Origin of the sequence: Bacillus sp. IBL03825 (genome assembly GCF_024712505.1) — a bacterium.
GTDB lineage: Bacteria > Bacillota > Bacilli > Bacillales > Bacillaceae_G > Bacillus_A > Bacillus_A wiedmannii.
The window spans coordinates 4,820,001-4,834,554 of sequence record NZ_JAMXKE010000001.1 but is presented as its reverse complement, the minus strand read 5'-3'; the positions used below and the strand labels follow the sequence as shown (position 1 = coordinate 4,834,554).

General features: G+C 36.7%; 18 protein-coding genes. 10 read left to right on the top strand and 8 right to left on the bottom strand.

What is annotated here, in order from left to right:
* The first annotated feature begins 27 nt into the window (after window positions 1-27).
* On the top strand, window positions 28-495 hold the full coding sequence (locus NHG49_RS24975) for a hypothetical protein (RefSeq protein WP_064476314.1): 468 nt from the start codon (window positions 28-30) through the stop codon (window positions 493-495).
* A gap of 110 nt (window positions 496-605) precedes the next feature.
* Here NHG49_RS24975 and NHG49_RS24970 read toward each other — a convergent pair whose 3' ends face one another.
* Window positions 606-1,931, bottom strand: coding sequence for an ArsB/NhaD family transporter (locus NHG49_RS24970; RefSeq protein WP_000545212.1), 1,326 nt, complete (start codon window positions 1,929-1,931; stop codon window positions 606-608).
* Between the two features lie 289 nt (window positions 1,932-2,220).
* Here NHG49_RS24970 and kapD point away from each other — a divergent pair, with 289 nt between their 5' ends.
* A complete protein-coding gene (gene kapD / locus NHG49_RS24965; RefSeq protein ID WP_064476315.1) occupies window positions 2,221-2,844 on the top strand; it encodes a 3'-5' exonuclease KapD in 624 nt (207 codons plus the stop codon).
* A gap of 42 nt (window positions 2,845-2,886) precedes the next feature.
* On the opposite strand, the gene kapB is transcribed toward kapD, so the two are convergent.
* Window positions 2,887-3,270, bottom strand: coding sequence for a kinase-associated lipoprotein KapB (gene kapB / locus NHG49_RS24960; protein WP_088046869.1), 384 nt, complete (start codon window positions 3,268-3,270; stop codon window positions 2,887-2,889).
* A gap of 165 nt (window positions 3,271-3,435) precedes the next feature.
* Between kapB and NHG49_RS24955 the strand changes: the two genes are divergently transcribed.
* Together NHG49_RS24955 and sodC are read left to right on the top strand one after the other, a co-directional pair.
* Window positions 3,436-3,612, top strand: coding sequence for a hypothetical protein (locus NHG49_RS24955; protein ID WP_000982763.1), 177 nt, complete (start codon window positions 3,436-3,438; stop codon window positions 3,610-3,612).
* Window positions 3,613-3,680: 68 nt separating this feature from the next.
* On the top strand, window positions 3,681-4,220 hold the full coding sequence (gene sodC, locus NHG49_RS24950) for a superoxide dismutase [Cu-Zn] (RefSeq protein ID WP_064476316.1): 540 nt from the start codon (window positions 3,681-3,683) through the stop codon (window positions 4,218-4,220).
* Between the two features lie 95 nt (window positions 4,221-4,315).
* Here the strand turns inward: sodC and NHG49_RS24945 are convergent, their stop codons facing one another.
* Window positions 4,316-5,470: a MalY/PatB family protein gene (locus NHG49_RS24945; RefSeq protein ID WP_222661194.1), complete on the bottom strand. Its 1,155-nt coding sequence runs from the start codon at window positions 5,468-5,470 to the stop codon at window positions 4,316-4,318.
* 117 nt (window positions 5,471-5,587) lie between these two features.
* Between NHG49_RS24945 and NHG49_RS24940 the strand changes: the two genes are divergently transcribed.
* Window positions 5,588-5,839, top strand: a complete 252-nt coding sequence (locus NHG49_RS24940) for a YugE family protein (protein WP_000537644.1) — start codon at window positions 5,588-5,590, stop codon at window positions 5,837-5,839.
* Between the two features lie 29 nt (window positions 5,840-5,868).
* Here NHG49_RS24940 and NHG49_RS24935 read toward each other — a convergent pair whose 3' ends face one another.
* Together NHG49_RS24935 and NHG49_RS24930 are read right to left on the bottom strand one after the other, a co-directional pair.
* On the bottom strand, window positions 5,869-6,708 hold the full coding sequence (locus tag NHG49_RS24935; protein WP_001015206.1) for an alpha/beta fold hydrolase: 840 nt from the start codon (window positions 6,706-6,708) through the stop codon (window positions 5,869-5,871).
* Between the two features lie 109 nt (window positions 6,709-6,817).
* A complete protein-coding gene (locus tag NHG49_RS24930) occupies window positions 6,818-7,798 on the bottom strand; it encodes a 2-hydroxyacid dehydrogenase (protein ID WP_098101649.1) in 981 nt (326 codons plus the stop codon).
* A gap of 130 nt (window positions 7,799-7,928) precedes the next feature.
* On the opposite strand from NHG49_RS24930, the gene NHG49_RS24925 reads away from it, so the two are divergent.
* The 3 genes from NHG49_RS24925 to yugI all read left to right on the top strand — a co-directional run bounded on the left by NHG49_RS24925 (window position 7,929) and on the right by yugI (window position 10,210).
* Complete coding sequence (locus NHG49_RS24925; RefSeq protein WP_000255701.1) at window positions 7,929-8,426, top strand: Lrp/AsnC family transcriptional regulator; 498 nt, start codon at window positions 7,929-7,931, stop codon at window positions 8,424-8,426.
* Window positions 8,423-9,613: an aminotransferase gene (locus NHG49_RS24920; RefSeq protein WP_064476319.1), complete on the top strand. Its 1,191-nt coding sequence runs from the start codon at window positions 8,423-8,425 to the stop codon at window positions 9,611-9,613. Before NHG49_RS24925 ends, NHG49_RS24920 begins: the two co-directional genes overlap by 4 nt.
* A 252-nt stretch (window positions 9,614-9,865) precedes the next feature.
* Window positions 9,866-10,210, top strand: a complete 345-nt coding sequence (yugI, locus tag NHG49_RS24915) for a S1 domain-containing post-transcriptional regulator GSP13 (protein ID WP_000003765.1) — start codon at window positions 9,866-9,868, stop codon at window positions 10,208-10,210.
* Window positions 10,211-10,322: 112 nt separating this feature from the next.
* On the opposite strand, the gene NHG49_RS24910 is transcribed toward yugI, so the two are convergent.
* Window positions 10,323-10,556, bottom strand: a complete 234-nt coding sequence (locus tag NHG49_RS24910; RefSeq protein ID WP_000105788.1) for a DUF378 domain-containing protein — start codon at window positions 10,554-10,556, stop codon at window positions 10,323-10,325.
* A gap of 276 nt (window positions 10,557-10,832) precedes the next feature.
* Between NHG49_RS24910 and NHG49_RS24905 the strand changes: the two genes are divergently transcribed.
* Both NHG49_RS24905 and NHG49_RS24900 read left to right on the top strand, forming a co-directional pair.
* A complete protein-coding gene (locus tag NHG49_RS24905) occupies window positions 10,833-12,185 on the top strand; it encodes a glucose-6-phosphate isomerase (protein WP_048561621.1) in 1,353 nt (450 codons plus the stop codon).
* Window positions 12,186-12,292: 107 nt separating this feature from the next.
* Window positions 12,293-12,706 (top strand): YugN-like family protein, encoded by a 414-nt coding sequence (locus NHG49_RS24900; protein ID WP_064476320.1) that lies wholly within the window; start codon window positions 12,293-12,295, stop codon window positions 12,704-12,706.
* Here NHG49_RS24900 and NHG49_RS24895 read toward each other — a convergent pair.
* Entirely contained in the window at window positions 12,693-13,688 is a 996-nt protein-coding gene (locus tag NHG49_RS24895; RefSeq protein ID WP_064476321.1) for a potassium channel family protein, read from the bottom strand. The genes NHG49_RS24900 and NHG49_RS24895 overlap by 14 nt on opposite strands.
* A 94-nt stretch (window positions 13,689-13,782) precedes the next feature.
* Window positions 13,783-14,463 (bottom strand): MgtC/SapB family protein, encoded by a 681-nt coding sequence (locus NHG49_RS24890; RefSeq protein WP_000384161.1) that lies wholly within the window; start codon window positions 14,461-14,463, stop codon window positions 13,783-13,785.
* Window positions 14,464-14,554: the final 91 nt, after the last annotated feature.

The following is a 14,554-nucleotide window of genomic DNA, read 5'->3' as shown; positions in this document are numbered from 1 at the left end:
TGTTGAAAGTAGAGAGGAGAGGATAAGATGGAAGATCAAGGCGTACTAGCAGGTTTCTTTGCTCTTAGTTTTGCGTTTATTCTTGTTATATTGATTTGGGCAATTATTGCGTATTTATTAACGGCTTTTGCACTGTATACGATGGCGAAAAATGATGGTGCAACGGATGGTGTTCTTGCGTTTATTCCTTTTTTAAATAGTAAGATATGGGGGGATTTAGCGAAAGACAAATTACCGGATTTCTTAAAAGAAGAAGCAGGATGGAAAGTATTCGGCATATATGTCGCGTGTTTCATTTTTAACTTCGTACCAATTCTATATTTATTAGCAACAGCTGTATCGATTGTGCTGTCTATTTATCTTATCTACGCAATTTTAGATAGATACGGAACGAATTCTATATTGTTTACGATTATTCATACAATCACATTTTCGGTTTTTTTACCGATTCACTTGTTCATTATTCGGAATGAGCCGGTAAGGTATAAAGAGTAGATATATGCGGGGAGCTGTTTCAAAGATATTTTGGAACAGCTCTTTGTTGGTTAATCGATATTTCGTTGACTAAGAAAAAAGGGCTGCCACATAGGACAGCCCTTTTTTTACTACATAAGGTAGCGTAAATAAATATAAATATGAGAAATGATTAATGAAACGATCATAATTGGGAAGCCGACTTTAAGGAATTCCATGTAGCTAAATTTATGGCCCTCACGACTTGCGATACCTGCAACAATTACGTTAGCAGAAGCTCCGATTAATGTTCCGTTTCCACCTAGACAAGCACCTAATGCTAATGCCCACCATAATACGTCGATTTGTGCATCAGAAGGTGATAAACCTAGCCCAACTGCCATATCGTTAATAAGTGGGATCATTGTTGCAACGAATGGAATGTTATCAATTGTTGCAGAGGCGATACCAGATACCCATAAAATAAGGATAGATGCGTAAGAAACATCTCCGCCTGTTATTCCAATTACTTTTTGAGCTAACATTTTGATAAGGCCGATATCAATAAGTCCTCCAACAAGTACGAATAGTCCTGCGAAGAAGAAGATTGTTACCCACTCTACACTTGCGAATACCTCTTCAATTTCATGTTCTTTCACACCGATTAGCATAAGTACAGTAGCACCAGTTAAAGCGATGATAGCCGCATCAACATGGAAGATCGAATGAGTCATGAAACCTACGATTGTAAGCCCAAGTACTGTTAAAGATTTTTTCATTAATACTGGATCTTTAATGTATTGTTTTTCATCTAAACTCATTAATTTTTTAATTTGTACAGGGTCAGCAATTAATTGTTTACGGTACATGAAGTAAAGTATTGTCGCTGTAACAGCAATAATAATGATTACGATAGGTGCTAAGTTGAATAAGAAAGCATTGAAATCTAAATGCTTATTTGCAGAACCAATCATAATATTTGGCGGATCACCAATTAATGTTGCTGTTCCTCCAATGTTTGAAAAAATAATTTCAGAAAGTAAATAAGGAACAGGATTTACTTGCAGTATGCGCGTAATAGATAAAGTAACTGGAACAACAAGAAGTACAGTTGTAACGTTATCTAAAAATGCGGAACCAAGCGCAGTAAGTAAGGAAAGTGAAATTAAAATTTTAATTGGATTTCCTTGCGCCCCTTTTGCTGCTTTAATGGCAACGTATTGGAAGACACCCGATTTACTCGTAATGTTCACCAGAATCATCATACCGATGAGTAGCGTAATCGTCCCCCATTCAATATGTTTCGTAAAGGCGTTGTGTAAATCAACGACCCCCATAATTACCATGAGTGCTGCACCAAGAAGTGCGATGACAGCGCGATTAATTTTTTCTGAAATAATAATGGCATATGTAATTAAAAAGACTGCGATAGCAAAATAATACTGCCAGTTTGCGAGCTCTTGCGTTGTTTCGTGCAAAACTCTCATCTCCTTTCATTCACTTTTCTTAGTGTGTCAAAAATGTTCCCAAAGAAACACACATAAAGTCATTATAAAGTAGAAAAATGGAGGATGTAAATGAGAGGGGGTATTTTGTCATATTTTCTGCATCGGTCATTTTTTCTTATTTTTAAAAATATTTGTGGGCATTTGACATATATATAAGATACATCCAATCTGAATATTTAAAATGGAATTAGCATTCGAGCTTGTTCGTGTAGGAGTGTCAAATAGAAAGGAATGACAAAGATGATAAGGAAGGGATCGTATGGATGAACAACGATTTTTATTTTTGGATTTTGAGTTTACGATGCCCCAGCACAGAAAAAAACCAAAAGGATTTTTCCCGGAAATCATTGAGGTAGGACTCGTTTCGGTTGTTGGCTGTAAGGTAGAAGACACGTATTCAGCTCATGTTAGGCCGAAAACTTTTCCTTCTTTAACGGATCGATGTAAGAAATTTTTAGGAATTAAACAAGAAGTCGTAGATAAAGGAATTTCGTTTCCAGAACTCGTTGAAAAACTTGCAGAATATGAAAGGAGATGTAAACCAACCATTGTTACGTGGGGAAATATGGATATGAAAGTGTTGAAGCATAATTGTGAAATGGCAAGAGTAGACTTTCCGTTCTTAGGACAGTGTCGTGATTTATCAATTGAGTATAAGAAGTTTTTTGGGGAGAGAAATCAAACTGGATTGTGGAAAGCAATTGAGGCATATGGAAAAGCTGGGACGGGTAAGCATCATTGTGCGCTAGATGATGCGATGACGACGTATAATATTTTTAAATTAGTAGAAAAAGATAAAGAGTATTTAGTGAAACCAGCACCCCCAACGTTAGGAGAACTCGTGGATTTTTCAAAAGTGTTAAAGAAAGTGAGTACACAGTAACGACCAAATTGCACAGTATGTAATTTGGTCGTTTTGTTTTTTTTAAAGTTTGTAATCTTTTTTTAACTGCTCTAATGTTTCTAGACTACGAACCGCAAAAGATGAATCATCTTCAGAAAATGAATTCATTTGAGTTTCTAATGCTAATTTGAGTGACTCTGTATACTCTGGAATTTCTCCTTCATATTTCTTCACCATTTGCTCTGGAATGTTCGTCTGTTCACGGAAAGCTAAAGCACGTCTTTCATGGAAAAATGGTACGTCAGCTTGTTTTACGTTATGTAAGTCACCTTGCACCGGATGTTTTAAAACAGCTAACACTTTTACGACGTAACTGCCAGGACGGCTATTTGTAACTTCGCCGATGTATTTGCCAGTTTTATAAATACCAGTAACGATTTCACCAATTTCAAATGTTTCTCTCATATTTTTCACCTCAAGTTTATAGTAAGGAAAGTGTGCGAAGGAGTCAAAGAAATCATTCGCTTTTGGAACGCCCCTTGAGAATATGAACTGGTTCAACTATAATTTAAAGGTATATAACAGAAAATTCTGATGTTTTTTTGAATCCAATAATAAGGAGTGTTCGTTATGATGCCTTTATATTTTCCGGAAGATAAAACAGAATATATTATTCCAGGGATTGTTTGCGTTCTATTTATCATTGGTGCCGTTGCTACGTGGCGTATGTTCATTCGTGTATCAAAACGCGAAGCGGAGCGATTACAGAAAGTTGAAGAAAAACTTTTAGCGGAAAAGAAACAGTAACTCATTTTTGTATGTTTCCCTCTATGCTCGGACAATCTAAGGGCAGAATATATTTTGGAGGGAATAGAATGAAAAAACGGCTTTTTTTCAGTTGTTGTTTATTATTTCTGATGGCAGGTTGTGACCAAGGAAAGCCGAAAGAAATTGACGTGAAATTACATAATGCTTCAGGCGATGAAGTGGGGACTGCGAAAGTAAAGCAACAAACAAGCGGAGTGAAAATTACGATTAAAGGGGAAGGTTTTGCACCAGGCCCGCACGGCATACATGTACACGAAATTGGTGAGTGTAAAGCACCACGTTTTGAATCATCTGGCAATCATTTTAATCCTGATAATAAAAAACATGGACTTCTTAATCCGAAGGGTGCAGAAAACGGTGATTTACCGAACGTAATTGCAGACGGTTCTGGAAAGATCAAGGCAGAAATCGATGCGCCGCACATAACGCTTGAAGAAGGAAAAACAACGATTCATAGAAAAGATGGAGCGTCTATTATTATTACAGAAAACGCTGATGATGGTATGACACAACCAACAGGTAAATCAGGTGATCGAATTGCTTGTGGTGTCATTGTAAAAAAAGCATCGGATATGAAGAAAAAGTAAAAGCTACCGTGCATGGTAGCTTTTTTTGTGAAACGTAATTGAAAAGATATTGATAAAGGAGGTTGTCCCAAAACGATTGGAGGTCGCCTCCTTTCTTATTCTGAAAACGTATGGCGCAACCTATTTAAGATTTCTTCTAAAACAGATCTTGGACAGCCGATGTTAATTCGAATATGTTCTTCTCCGCCTAATCCGTATTTCTCACCAGGTTCAACGATGATTTTCCCTTTTTCCTCAAGCGATGTGGTGCGTTCGTTTTGAGAAAGCTGTAGGCGAGAGCAATCAATCCATAATAAAAAGCTACCTTCTGGTTTTGTTACAGAAAGAGCGGGTATGTGATTTTTAATATATTCACAAGCGAATTGAGCGTTATCTTCTATATATAATCGAATTTCATTTAGCCAATCATTACATTCTGTATAGGCACTTTGCATCGCTGTATAGGCAAATGTATTTAATCCGTGGAAACCTTGTCTGTATTGGATAGATGTAAAGGTTTGACGGAGTTTTTCGTTTGGAATGATAATAATCGATGCTTGTAATCCGGCGATATTAAATGTTTTACTCGGAGCCATACAAGTAATCGTGCGTGCTGCTAATTCTTCAGATAAAGAAGCAAATGGTGTATGAGTACGATCTCCGTAAATAATATCAGCATGAATTTCATCTGCGACAACGATTATATTATATGTTGTACACAATGCGCCAAGTTGTGTGAGTTCATCTTTTGACCAAACACGCCCGATTGGATTGTGAGGACTACAAAGAAGCATGAGTTTGACGCCTTGTTGAAATTGCTTTTCTAAATGCTCGAAGTCTATCGCATATGTATCATTTTGTTTCTGTAATGGACTCACGCATAATTGTCTATTGTTTGTTGTGACCATTTCGAAAAATGGGGGATAAATAGGTGGTTGTACGAGAACGGATTCATTTTCCTTTGTGAAGGCCTGTATGCTCGTACTAAGAGCTGGAACGATCCCTGCGCTAAAGACAATCCAATCTTTTTGAATATCCCAGTTGTACTGTTTTTTTGTCCAGTTACAAATAGTATCTCCAATATTTTCGGGAGGAAGTGTATAGCCGAAAATAGGATGCTCGATACGTTTCTTTAAAGCAGTTTGAATTGGTTGTGGTACTTCAAAATCCATATCAGCTATCCAAGCGTGGATAAGTTCTTCGTTTTTATACGTATCCCATTTTGTACTATGAGTTCCACGTCGATTGACTGTTTTATGAAATAGTTGCATAAGTTTGCCCCCTTCTTCTGTAAAACCGTTAAGTTATGAAAGTTCTCTCTCTTCTTATAGAATAGCTGATGTGATAGGATAAAGAAAAGCATTAAAAAGTGAAAAGGCGGGAAGCGAATGGGTACATATGAAAAGATGATAGAGGTTGTGAAGAATTGGGATCCGTTTCAAATGGGACCGGAGTTTTATGAAACAGAAGCGAGCGATGTTGTGAACGTCGTAAGTGTGTTCGACGATTCAAAATACATCGCAAAAAAGATTCAACATATATACTTTATGTCTTTTGAGGAAGTACCTGCGCTTGAAAAATGTGAGAAGTTAGCTGTGGAATTACTTGTAATAAAAGAAGGCGGAAGTTGTTCATTGTAGGCTGTCGGAATTTCCGACAGCCTTTTGCATTATTGCGCGGAAAACGCAATGATTTCTTCATAAACATGTTCAGGCTTTTCTTCAGGTAGTAAATGTCCTGTGTTTTCGTAAGAAATAAATTTCGAATTTGGTAAATCTTTGTGTAGCCGGTGACCTACATGTACAGGGACGACACGATCTTTTTCACCCCAAATGAGTAGTGTAGGTGTTTCGATCTTTTGTAATTCAGTTGAAGATAAGTCACCTTCACGGTCTCTTATCATACGAGTTAAAGCAGGGAATATACGGTTGTCATAAAAAGGAGCGGAGTAACCTTCCTTCATTTCATCGTCAATTAATGAGTGATCATGAACGACATTCATTAAGTTATGAACAATCCCGCGCCGTATAATCCAGTTCTTTACGTATAAATGAAAGAACGGTAAGTAAGAAGAGTACAGTAAAGGTAAGGTTGCGCGTGCTAAATAGCTAGAGCTACATAGTAAAATCGTCTTTGAGATTAATTCAGGGCGTATACGGTTTACATAGAGAGAAATTTGTCCACCCATAGAATGCCCAACTAACACAATATTTGAGAGAGATAAATGTTCAATTAAATCGATGATAACCGTTGCTAAATTATGATAAGAATACTTAAAGAGATGAGACTTATCACTTTTTCCGAATGGTGGTAAATCAAGAGCTAGTACTGTTCCTGCTTTCGATAATAAAGGAATGAGGCGGCGGTAACTGAATGAGGAAGATAAAAAGCCGTGAACGAGTACGAAAGTAGGACGTTCCGTTTTGTTGTCATGTTCATACAATTCGTAATGAATAGTAGTGCCGCGAGTGGAAAAAGTGAAATAAGGACAAGTATATTCGTGATTCATTTTTTGTCACTCCATTGATTTTTGTTCATATCATTTCCAAGGAAGAAAAAAATATGTTAACAAAAAAAGGCAAGATGACGATGTCATCTTGCCTTTCGCTTATTTATTATTACCCACGAACAATATTAGGCGGTGTTTTTCCTTGTAATCCTGCAACTAAATTTTCAGCGGCTGTCATAGCCATTTGCTGCCTAGTCTTTAATGTTGCAGATCCGATGTGCGGTAAAGTCACAACATTTTGTAATGATAAGAGGGGATTATCTTTTTGAATTGGCTCTTGTGTAAAAGTATCGATGCCTGCTGCAAAGATTTTCTTTTCGGTTAACGCATGGATTAACGCTTCTTCATCTACTGTTTTCCCGCGAGAAGCATTAATAAAGATTGCTGTTTCTTTCATTAATGAAAATTCTTTTTCTCCGATAAGGTGATACGTTTCATCTGTTAATGGAGTAAGAAGAATAATAAAGTCAGACTGTTTGAGTAGCGTCTGTAAATCACAATATGTAGCATCAAATTTTTGTTCAGCTTCTTCTTTACGGCGACGGTTATAATAAAGAACATCCATATCAAATCCGAATTTCGCTCGTTTTGCAACGGCTTCTCCAATTCGCCCCATACCGATAATACCGATTGTACTATGGTGTACATCCAGCCCGAAGTGCTCTTTTCCAATTTCGGCGTTCCATTCACCATTTTTCACGTAGGAGTCGAGTTCACAGACGCGGCGACCAGCAGATAACATAAGAGCGAAAACAAGGTCAGCTACTGTATCATCTAATACATATGGTGTATTCGTTCCGATTACATTTCGCTTTTCCATCGCTTGTAAATCAAAATTATCGTAACCGACAGAAATGTTGCTTACTACTTTTAAGTTAGGAGCTACATTTAATAATTCTTCATTAATAGCAGATCCGAAATTTAATAATCCATCTTTATTTTGTATTTTCTCCAATAGGACATCACGAGGTACCTTCTCATTTTGCTCCCATTTTTCATAATCACAGTGTTCTAATAAATAGTTTTCTACAAATGTTGGAACTGGTTCAGCAATATAAACTTTTGGTTTCACGGTTCCATCCCCTTTCACTTTATCCTACGTTTTTTCACTGATTAAAGTTTCACTTTATTTTGACATAATTCACTAAAAAAATCTTCTTTTCAAACTGGAAAGGGTATTTGTATAATTTAGACACAACCGAAAAGGAAGGATGATTTATATGGTGACAGAAAAAGAATTAGAATTATTAGCTTGTCTTGAAAAAAGTAGTCGATTATCTGTAGATACATTAGCGAAGCTGTTAAATATAGAAGTAGAAGAAGTAAAGAAGATGGTTGAAAAATTAGAAGCGGAAAAGATTATTGTGGATTATGTAACACATATCGATTGGACGAAGGTAAAAGAACATACAGGTTTAACGGCGATGATCGATGTGAAAGTTACGCCAAAGCGCGGCGTTGGGTTCGATGCGGTTGCTGAACAAATTTATCGTTATTCAGAAGTGAAATCTGTGTATTTAATGTCAGGGACATACGATCTTTCTATTACATTAGAAGGAAAGACAATGGGAGAAGTAGCGATGTTTGTTTCTGAGAAATTAGCAACAATTGAATCTGTCGTTTCTACAACAACGCATTTCATTTTGAAAAAGTATAAACATGAGGGAATTATTTACGAAAAAAACGATGATGATAAGCGCATTGTGGTGACACCATGAAGCAATTTGAGCTATCTAGAACGGCAGAATCTTTACAACCATCTGGTATTCGAAAGTTTTTCGATTTAGCAGCAAATATGAAAGGTGTTATTTCTCTTGGAGTAGGAGAGCCTGACTTTGTTACACCTTGGAATGTAAGGCAAGCATGCATCCGTTCTTTAGAACAAGGATATACGTCATATACAGCAAATGCAGGATTATTGGAACTTCGCCAAGAAATAGCAAAGTATCTAAAAAAACAATTTGCAGTATCCTATGATCCGAACGATGAAATCATTGTTACAGTTGGAGCGAGTCAGGCGTTAGATGTAGCGATGCGTGCCATTATAAATCCTGATGATGAAGTACTCATTATTGAACCAAGTTTCGTTTCTTATGCACCGCTTGTGACATTAGCTGGAGGAGTTCCGGTTCCTGTGGCAACGACTTTAGAAAACGAGTTTAAAGTACAACCAGAACAAATTGAAGCAGCTATTACAGCGAAAACAAAGGCAATTTTGCTTTGTTCACCAAATAACCCAACAGGTGCAATGTTAAATAAATCCGAGCTTGAAGAAATAGCAGTGATTGTTGAGAAGTACAATTTAATCGTATTATCTGATGAAATTTATGCAGAGCTTGTATACGACGAAGTATATACAAGTTTCGCGAGTATTAAAAATATGCGCGAGCATACAATTTTAATTTCCGGATTTTCAAAAGGGTTTGCGATGACAGGATGGCGCCTCGGTATGATTGCAGCTCCTGTTCAATTTTCGGAATTAATGCTCAAAATTCATCAATATTCCATGATGTGTGCACCGACAATGTCTCAGTTCGCAGCACTTGAAGCGTTACGCGCGGGGAATGATGAAGTAATTCGGATGAGAGATAGTTATAAGAAACGCCGTAATTTTATGACGACATCGTTTAATGAAATGGATTTAATGTGTCATGTGCCGGGCGGAGCATTTTATGTCTTTCCTTCTATTTCTTCAACTGGACTATCTTCGGCAGAATTTGCAGAACAGTTATTATTAGAAGAAAAGGTGGCTGTTGTACCTGGAAGTGTATTTGGCGAAAGTGGTGAAGGATTTATTCGTTGTTCGTATGCAACATCGCTTGAACAACTTATGGAAGCAATGAAGAGAATGGAACGGTTTATAGAAAATAAAAAAAGGACAAAACATAATACGTTTTGTCCATAAAAGGGGGGGAATACTAGAAAGCCATGTGTTAGTATTCTATCCCAATATTAGAAAATTATACGTACTCTAGGAAATTTTTCGTTAATTTTGAATGAGTTCTGTCATAGTGGTATAATTTACTAATATAAGGTATGCGTATCCTGAGTAGCTTTACTTAGGGTACGTACTAACTAATCGGATATTTAACAATAAATCATCTGCTTTGCTATCTACAATTGTAGAGAAAATGGTAAACGTATGGGAGTGTTTCATATGTCAGAACAATATACAACTGGAGTGGTTGTAACAGGGAAAGTGACTGGGATTCAAGATTACGGAGCATTTGTAGCGTTAGATGCAGAAACACAAGGGCTTGTGCATATATCTGAAATTACAAATGGATATGTAAAGGATATTCATGACTTTTTAAAAGTCGGCGATACAGTAGAAGTAAAAGTACTTTCAATTGATGAAGAACACAGAAAAATGAGTTTATCGTTAAAAGCGGCGAAAAGAAAACAAGGACGGATTCTTATACCGAATCCATCTGAGAATGGATTTAATACGCTGCGAGAAAAGCTAACGGAATGGATTGAAGAATCCGAGTTAACAAAGTAAAAGAGGAGCGCATATGAGCGTTCCTCTTTTACTTTGTTTTATGATATATATTTGCAAATATGATTGCATGCAATCATATTCGTATGTCGGAGGTGAAATAAAGACATACTGACTAGCGAATTTCGTTCGTTTCTGGGTGAGTGCCAAGATTTTCTGATGGTTTAAAGAGTAAACCAAGATTGATAAGCCCAGAAATACCGACGATACCGTAAATAATGCGTGCGAGAGCTGAGTTTTGTCCACCGAAAATGGCAGCCACTAAGTCAAACTGGAAGAACCCGATCAGTCCCCAGTTAACAGCACCAATTACAGTAAAGACTAATGCGATACGTTGCAGAGTACTCATGAAAAAGCCCCCCCCTTAATTGTGAAGCATGAGCAAGCGATGAGTTAATTAACTCCTTTATAGAATGGCGTAGTTATGTTGTTTTTATACATAAAAAATATAAGAAAAAGGATGTATATACATCTATACCGAAAAATGCGAATTTTTATGCAAAAAATGAACTTTTTCTAAAAAATATATTTTGGTTACGGTTACAATTGTTGAATCGCTTGATTTACAACTTCAGTTTCGCTAAAGTGAATACAGAAATACATATACATTATTGGAGGGAAAAAGATGAGTACACATGTAACGTTCGACTATTCTAAAGCGTTATCCTTCATCGGTGAACACGAAATAACTTATTTACGTGATGCAGTGAAAGTAACACATCATGCAATCCACGAAAAAACTGGAGCTGGGAACGATTTCCTTGGGTGGGTAGACCTTCCGCTTCAATATGACAAAGAAGAATTCGCTCGCATTCAAAAATGCGCAGAAAAAATTAAAAATGACTCTGACATTTTACTTGTTGTAGGTATCGGTGGTTCTTACCTAGGAGCACGTGCAGCAATCGAAATGTTAAACCATTCTTTCTACAACACGCTATCTAAAGAACAACGTAAAACTCCACAAGTGCTATTTGTTGGACAAAACATTAGCTCCACTTACATGAAAGATTTAATGGACGTATTAGAAGGTAAAGACTTCTCTATTAACGTTATTTCCAAATCAGGTACAACAACAGAGCCGGCACTAGCATTCCGTATTTTCCGTAAGTTATTAGAAGAAAAGTATGGAAAAGAAGAAGCTCGCAAACGTATTTATGCAACGACGGATAAAGCACGTGGTGCATTAAAAACATTAGCTGATAACGAAGGTTACGAAACATTCGTTATTCCAGATGATGTTGGAGGCCGTTTCTCTGTATTAACGCCAGTTGGTTTATTACCAATCGCAGTAAGTGGCTTAAATATTGAAGAGATGATGAAAGGTGCAGCTGCTGGTCATGGTGACTTCGGTACATCAGAACTAGAAGAAAACCCAGCTTACCAATACGCAGTAGTTCGTAACGCTTTATACAATAAAGGAAAAACAATTGAAATGCTTGTTAACTATGAGCCAGCACTTCAATACTTCTCTGAGTGGTGGAAACAGTTATTTGGTGAAAGTGAAGGAAAAGATCAAAAAGGCATTTTCCCATCTTCAGCAAACTTCTCAACTGACTTACACTCATTAGGTCAATACGTTCAAGAAGGTCGTCGTGACTTATTTGAAACAGTTCTGAAAGTAGGTAAATCTACACATGAACTAACAATTGAATCAGAAGAAAACGATTTAGATGGATTAAACTACCTTGCTGGTGAAACTGTAGACTTCGTAAACACGAAAGCATACGAAGGTACATTACTTGCACATAGCGATGGTGGCGTACCAAACTTAATCGTAAATATCCCTGAATTAAATGAGTACACATTCGGTTACCTTGTATACTTCTTCGAAAAGGCATGTGCGATGAGCGGCTACTTATTAGGCGTAAATCCATTCGACCAACCAGGAGTAGAAGCATACAAGAAAAACATGTTTGCTTTACTTGGTAAACCAGGATTTGAAGAGTTAAAAGCAGAATTAGAAGAGCGTTTAAAATAATAAAAAGCGACCGGATTCCGGTCGCTTTTTATTATTTTATCGAAAAGTCCATCGGTATATTCAAACTAGAGTGGGTATGCTAAAGAAAAAGTCTAGGAGGGATGGGCTTGATTCCGATTCAATCAAATTTAGAAGGACGTACATATGCGTTATATAAGTTAGAAGAGATAATGAAGCCACTTGGGTATAACATTGGTGGCAATTGGGATTACGATACAGGATGTTTTGATTACAAAATCGATGAAGAAGATGGCTATCAATTTCTGCGAGTGCCATTTACAGCAGTGAATGGCGAATTAGATGTGCCTGGTGTAATAGTCCGTCTGGAAACACCGTATATTCTTTCGCACGTATATCAAGACGAACTAGATGATCACGTAAATACTTTAACGGCTGGAACGAGTGGAATGGATCAATTTGCTGAGCCGAAAGATCCAGATGGAGATGTGAAAAGGAAATATATCAATATTGGGAAAGTGCTCATGCAGGAACTAGAAAAACATTTTCTTAATGGTGAATAACAATGAGTATGTCGCTTTCAATGAGAACAAAGGAATGGACTGGATTAATCATATATTGTTCGTCGCGTTTTATACCTAGTAAGAGAATGTTTTGCTTTAAAAGAGTGTAGCTGCAATTTGCAAAAGTTTGTCCGGTGCAGGAAGGATAAAGCTCCATCAGTTGTAATTTGTTATCAGAGATTTCATCGTAAAGTGAGAATAGTACACCTGAAATGGAAGGAAATAAAAGAGAAGCTGTAAATACATAGCTCGTTAATTTATTTCCTTCTATAATTTCTGATGCACCAGCTCTCGTTGCATTTTGAATTTGTTCAGTAGTAAGAAGTTCAGCGATGCAGTGAATGTTTGGGTTGAGCCCTTTTGCAGTTAAAATATTTAAAATGGACTGTGTATCTGCTAAGCTTTCATTTTTTTCTTTATCAGCTGTTATTAATATAGTGTGAGCCGTTGTAATATTAGCTTTTAATAAAGTTTGATCGTGATGGGGGCAACCCTTAATAAATTCTAAATGATGAAATGGTTTTGGAAGTAAAGAAAGTGTTTCATCAATTAAAACGATATCAAGGTTCGGTTGTAAGATGTGCATTTGTTTTACAACATGTTTTGCCCGCTCATTCCAACCCACGATAATCATATGACCGTTAGAGGTAGCGGCTTCTTCTCCTTTAATTTTCATATATTGTTTATTAATCATATCAGTGGCGAACAGAACCATATAATAAGAACAAAAACCGGTTCCAAATAAAATAATACCCATACCGATAAGTTTGCCTATTAGTGTATGCGGGGCAAAGTCACCATAGCCAACGGTGAAAATGGTAACGATTGACCACCAAACACCATCAAACCATGTGGTGAAGTGCGATGGCTCTAATCTATGTATAAGGAAGCCAGAAAAAGCAGTAAGTACAACAATAAAGCAAACTAAACGAAAAATAATGGAATCACGAAATGTATCTACTAAATTTGGACGGGATTTCAAACTTTTATTCCTCCTTACTTTGCAGGACTACATTCATTGTTACCATTATAGAAAAAAGAAAAACTCTCTAATTTAAAAGAGAGTTTGTTTTACATTACATACTTTCTAATTCAGTTTGTTGAACACTTTCAAGATGCTGGAGGGCGTAGTAAACATCAGCAGTATGCCTTTTTTGATCGATAGATAATTTCAAATGTAAATAGTGAGAGCCATTCTCCAATGTTTTGAGCTTCATATTCTTAACTTTTATATCCATTTCTTTTATTTCTTCAATTACAATTGGGATATTGTCCATATTTCGCACAACAAGCTTTACTGCGATATCACGTTGACGAAATGATCTCGGTCCTACAAATTTCATTGTTAATGGTATAAGTTCGACGCTAATCATAAGGAAACACATTCCGAAAATCGCTTCGATATAGAATCCAGCCCCAACAGCAATACCAATACCAGAAGCACCCCAAATCATAGCAGCAGTCGTTAGTCCTGCAATGCTATCGTTTCCTCTTCGTAAAATAACACCGGCACCTAAAAAACCGATTCCTGATACAATTTGAGCGGCAAGTCGAAGTGGATCCATATTCATATGATCGGTATGTGGTAAATTGTAAGCCGCTTTAATAGAAACAATTGTCAGGAGGCAACTAATAATAGAAATAACTAAACAAGTTTTTAAACCAAGTGGTTTCCGTTTTAATTCGCGCTCTAAACCGATAGCGAACCCTAAAATAGCCGAGAGACCTAGTTTGATTAATAAATCGGCATAGTCCATATATATTCCTCCTTGTATGATATGGTATATGAATAAAACGTTTATTATAGAAAGAAACGCTTTTTGATAGAGTGACTTTATATAGAATATA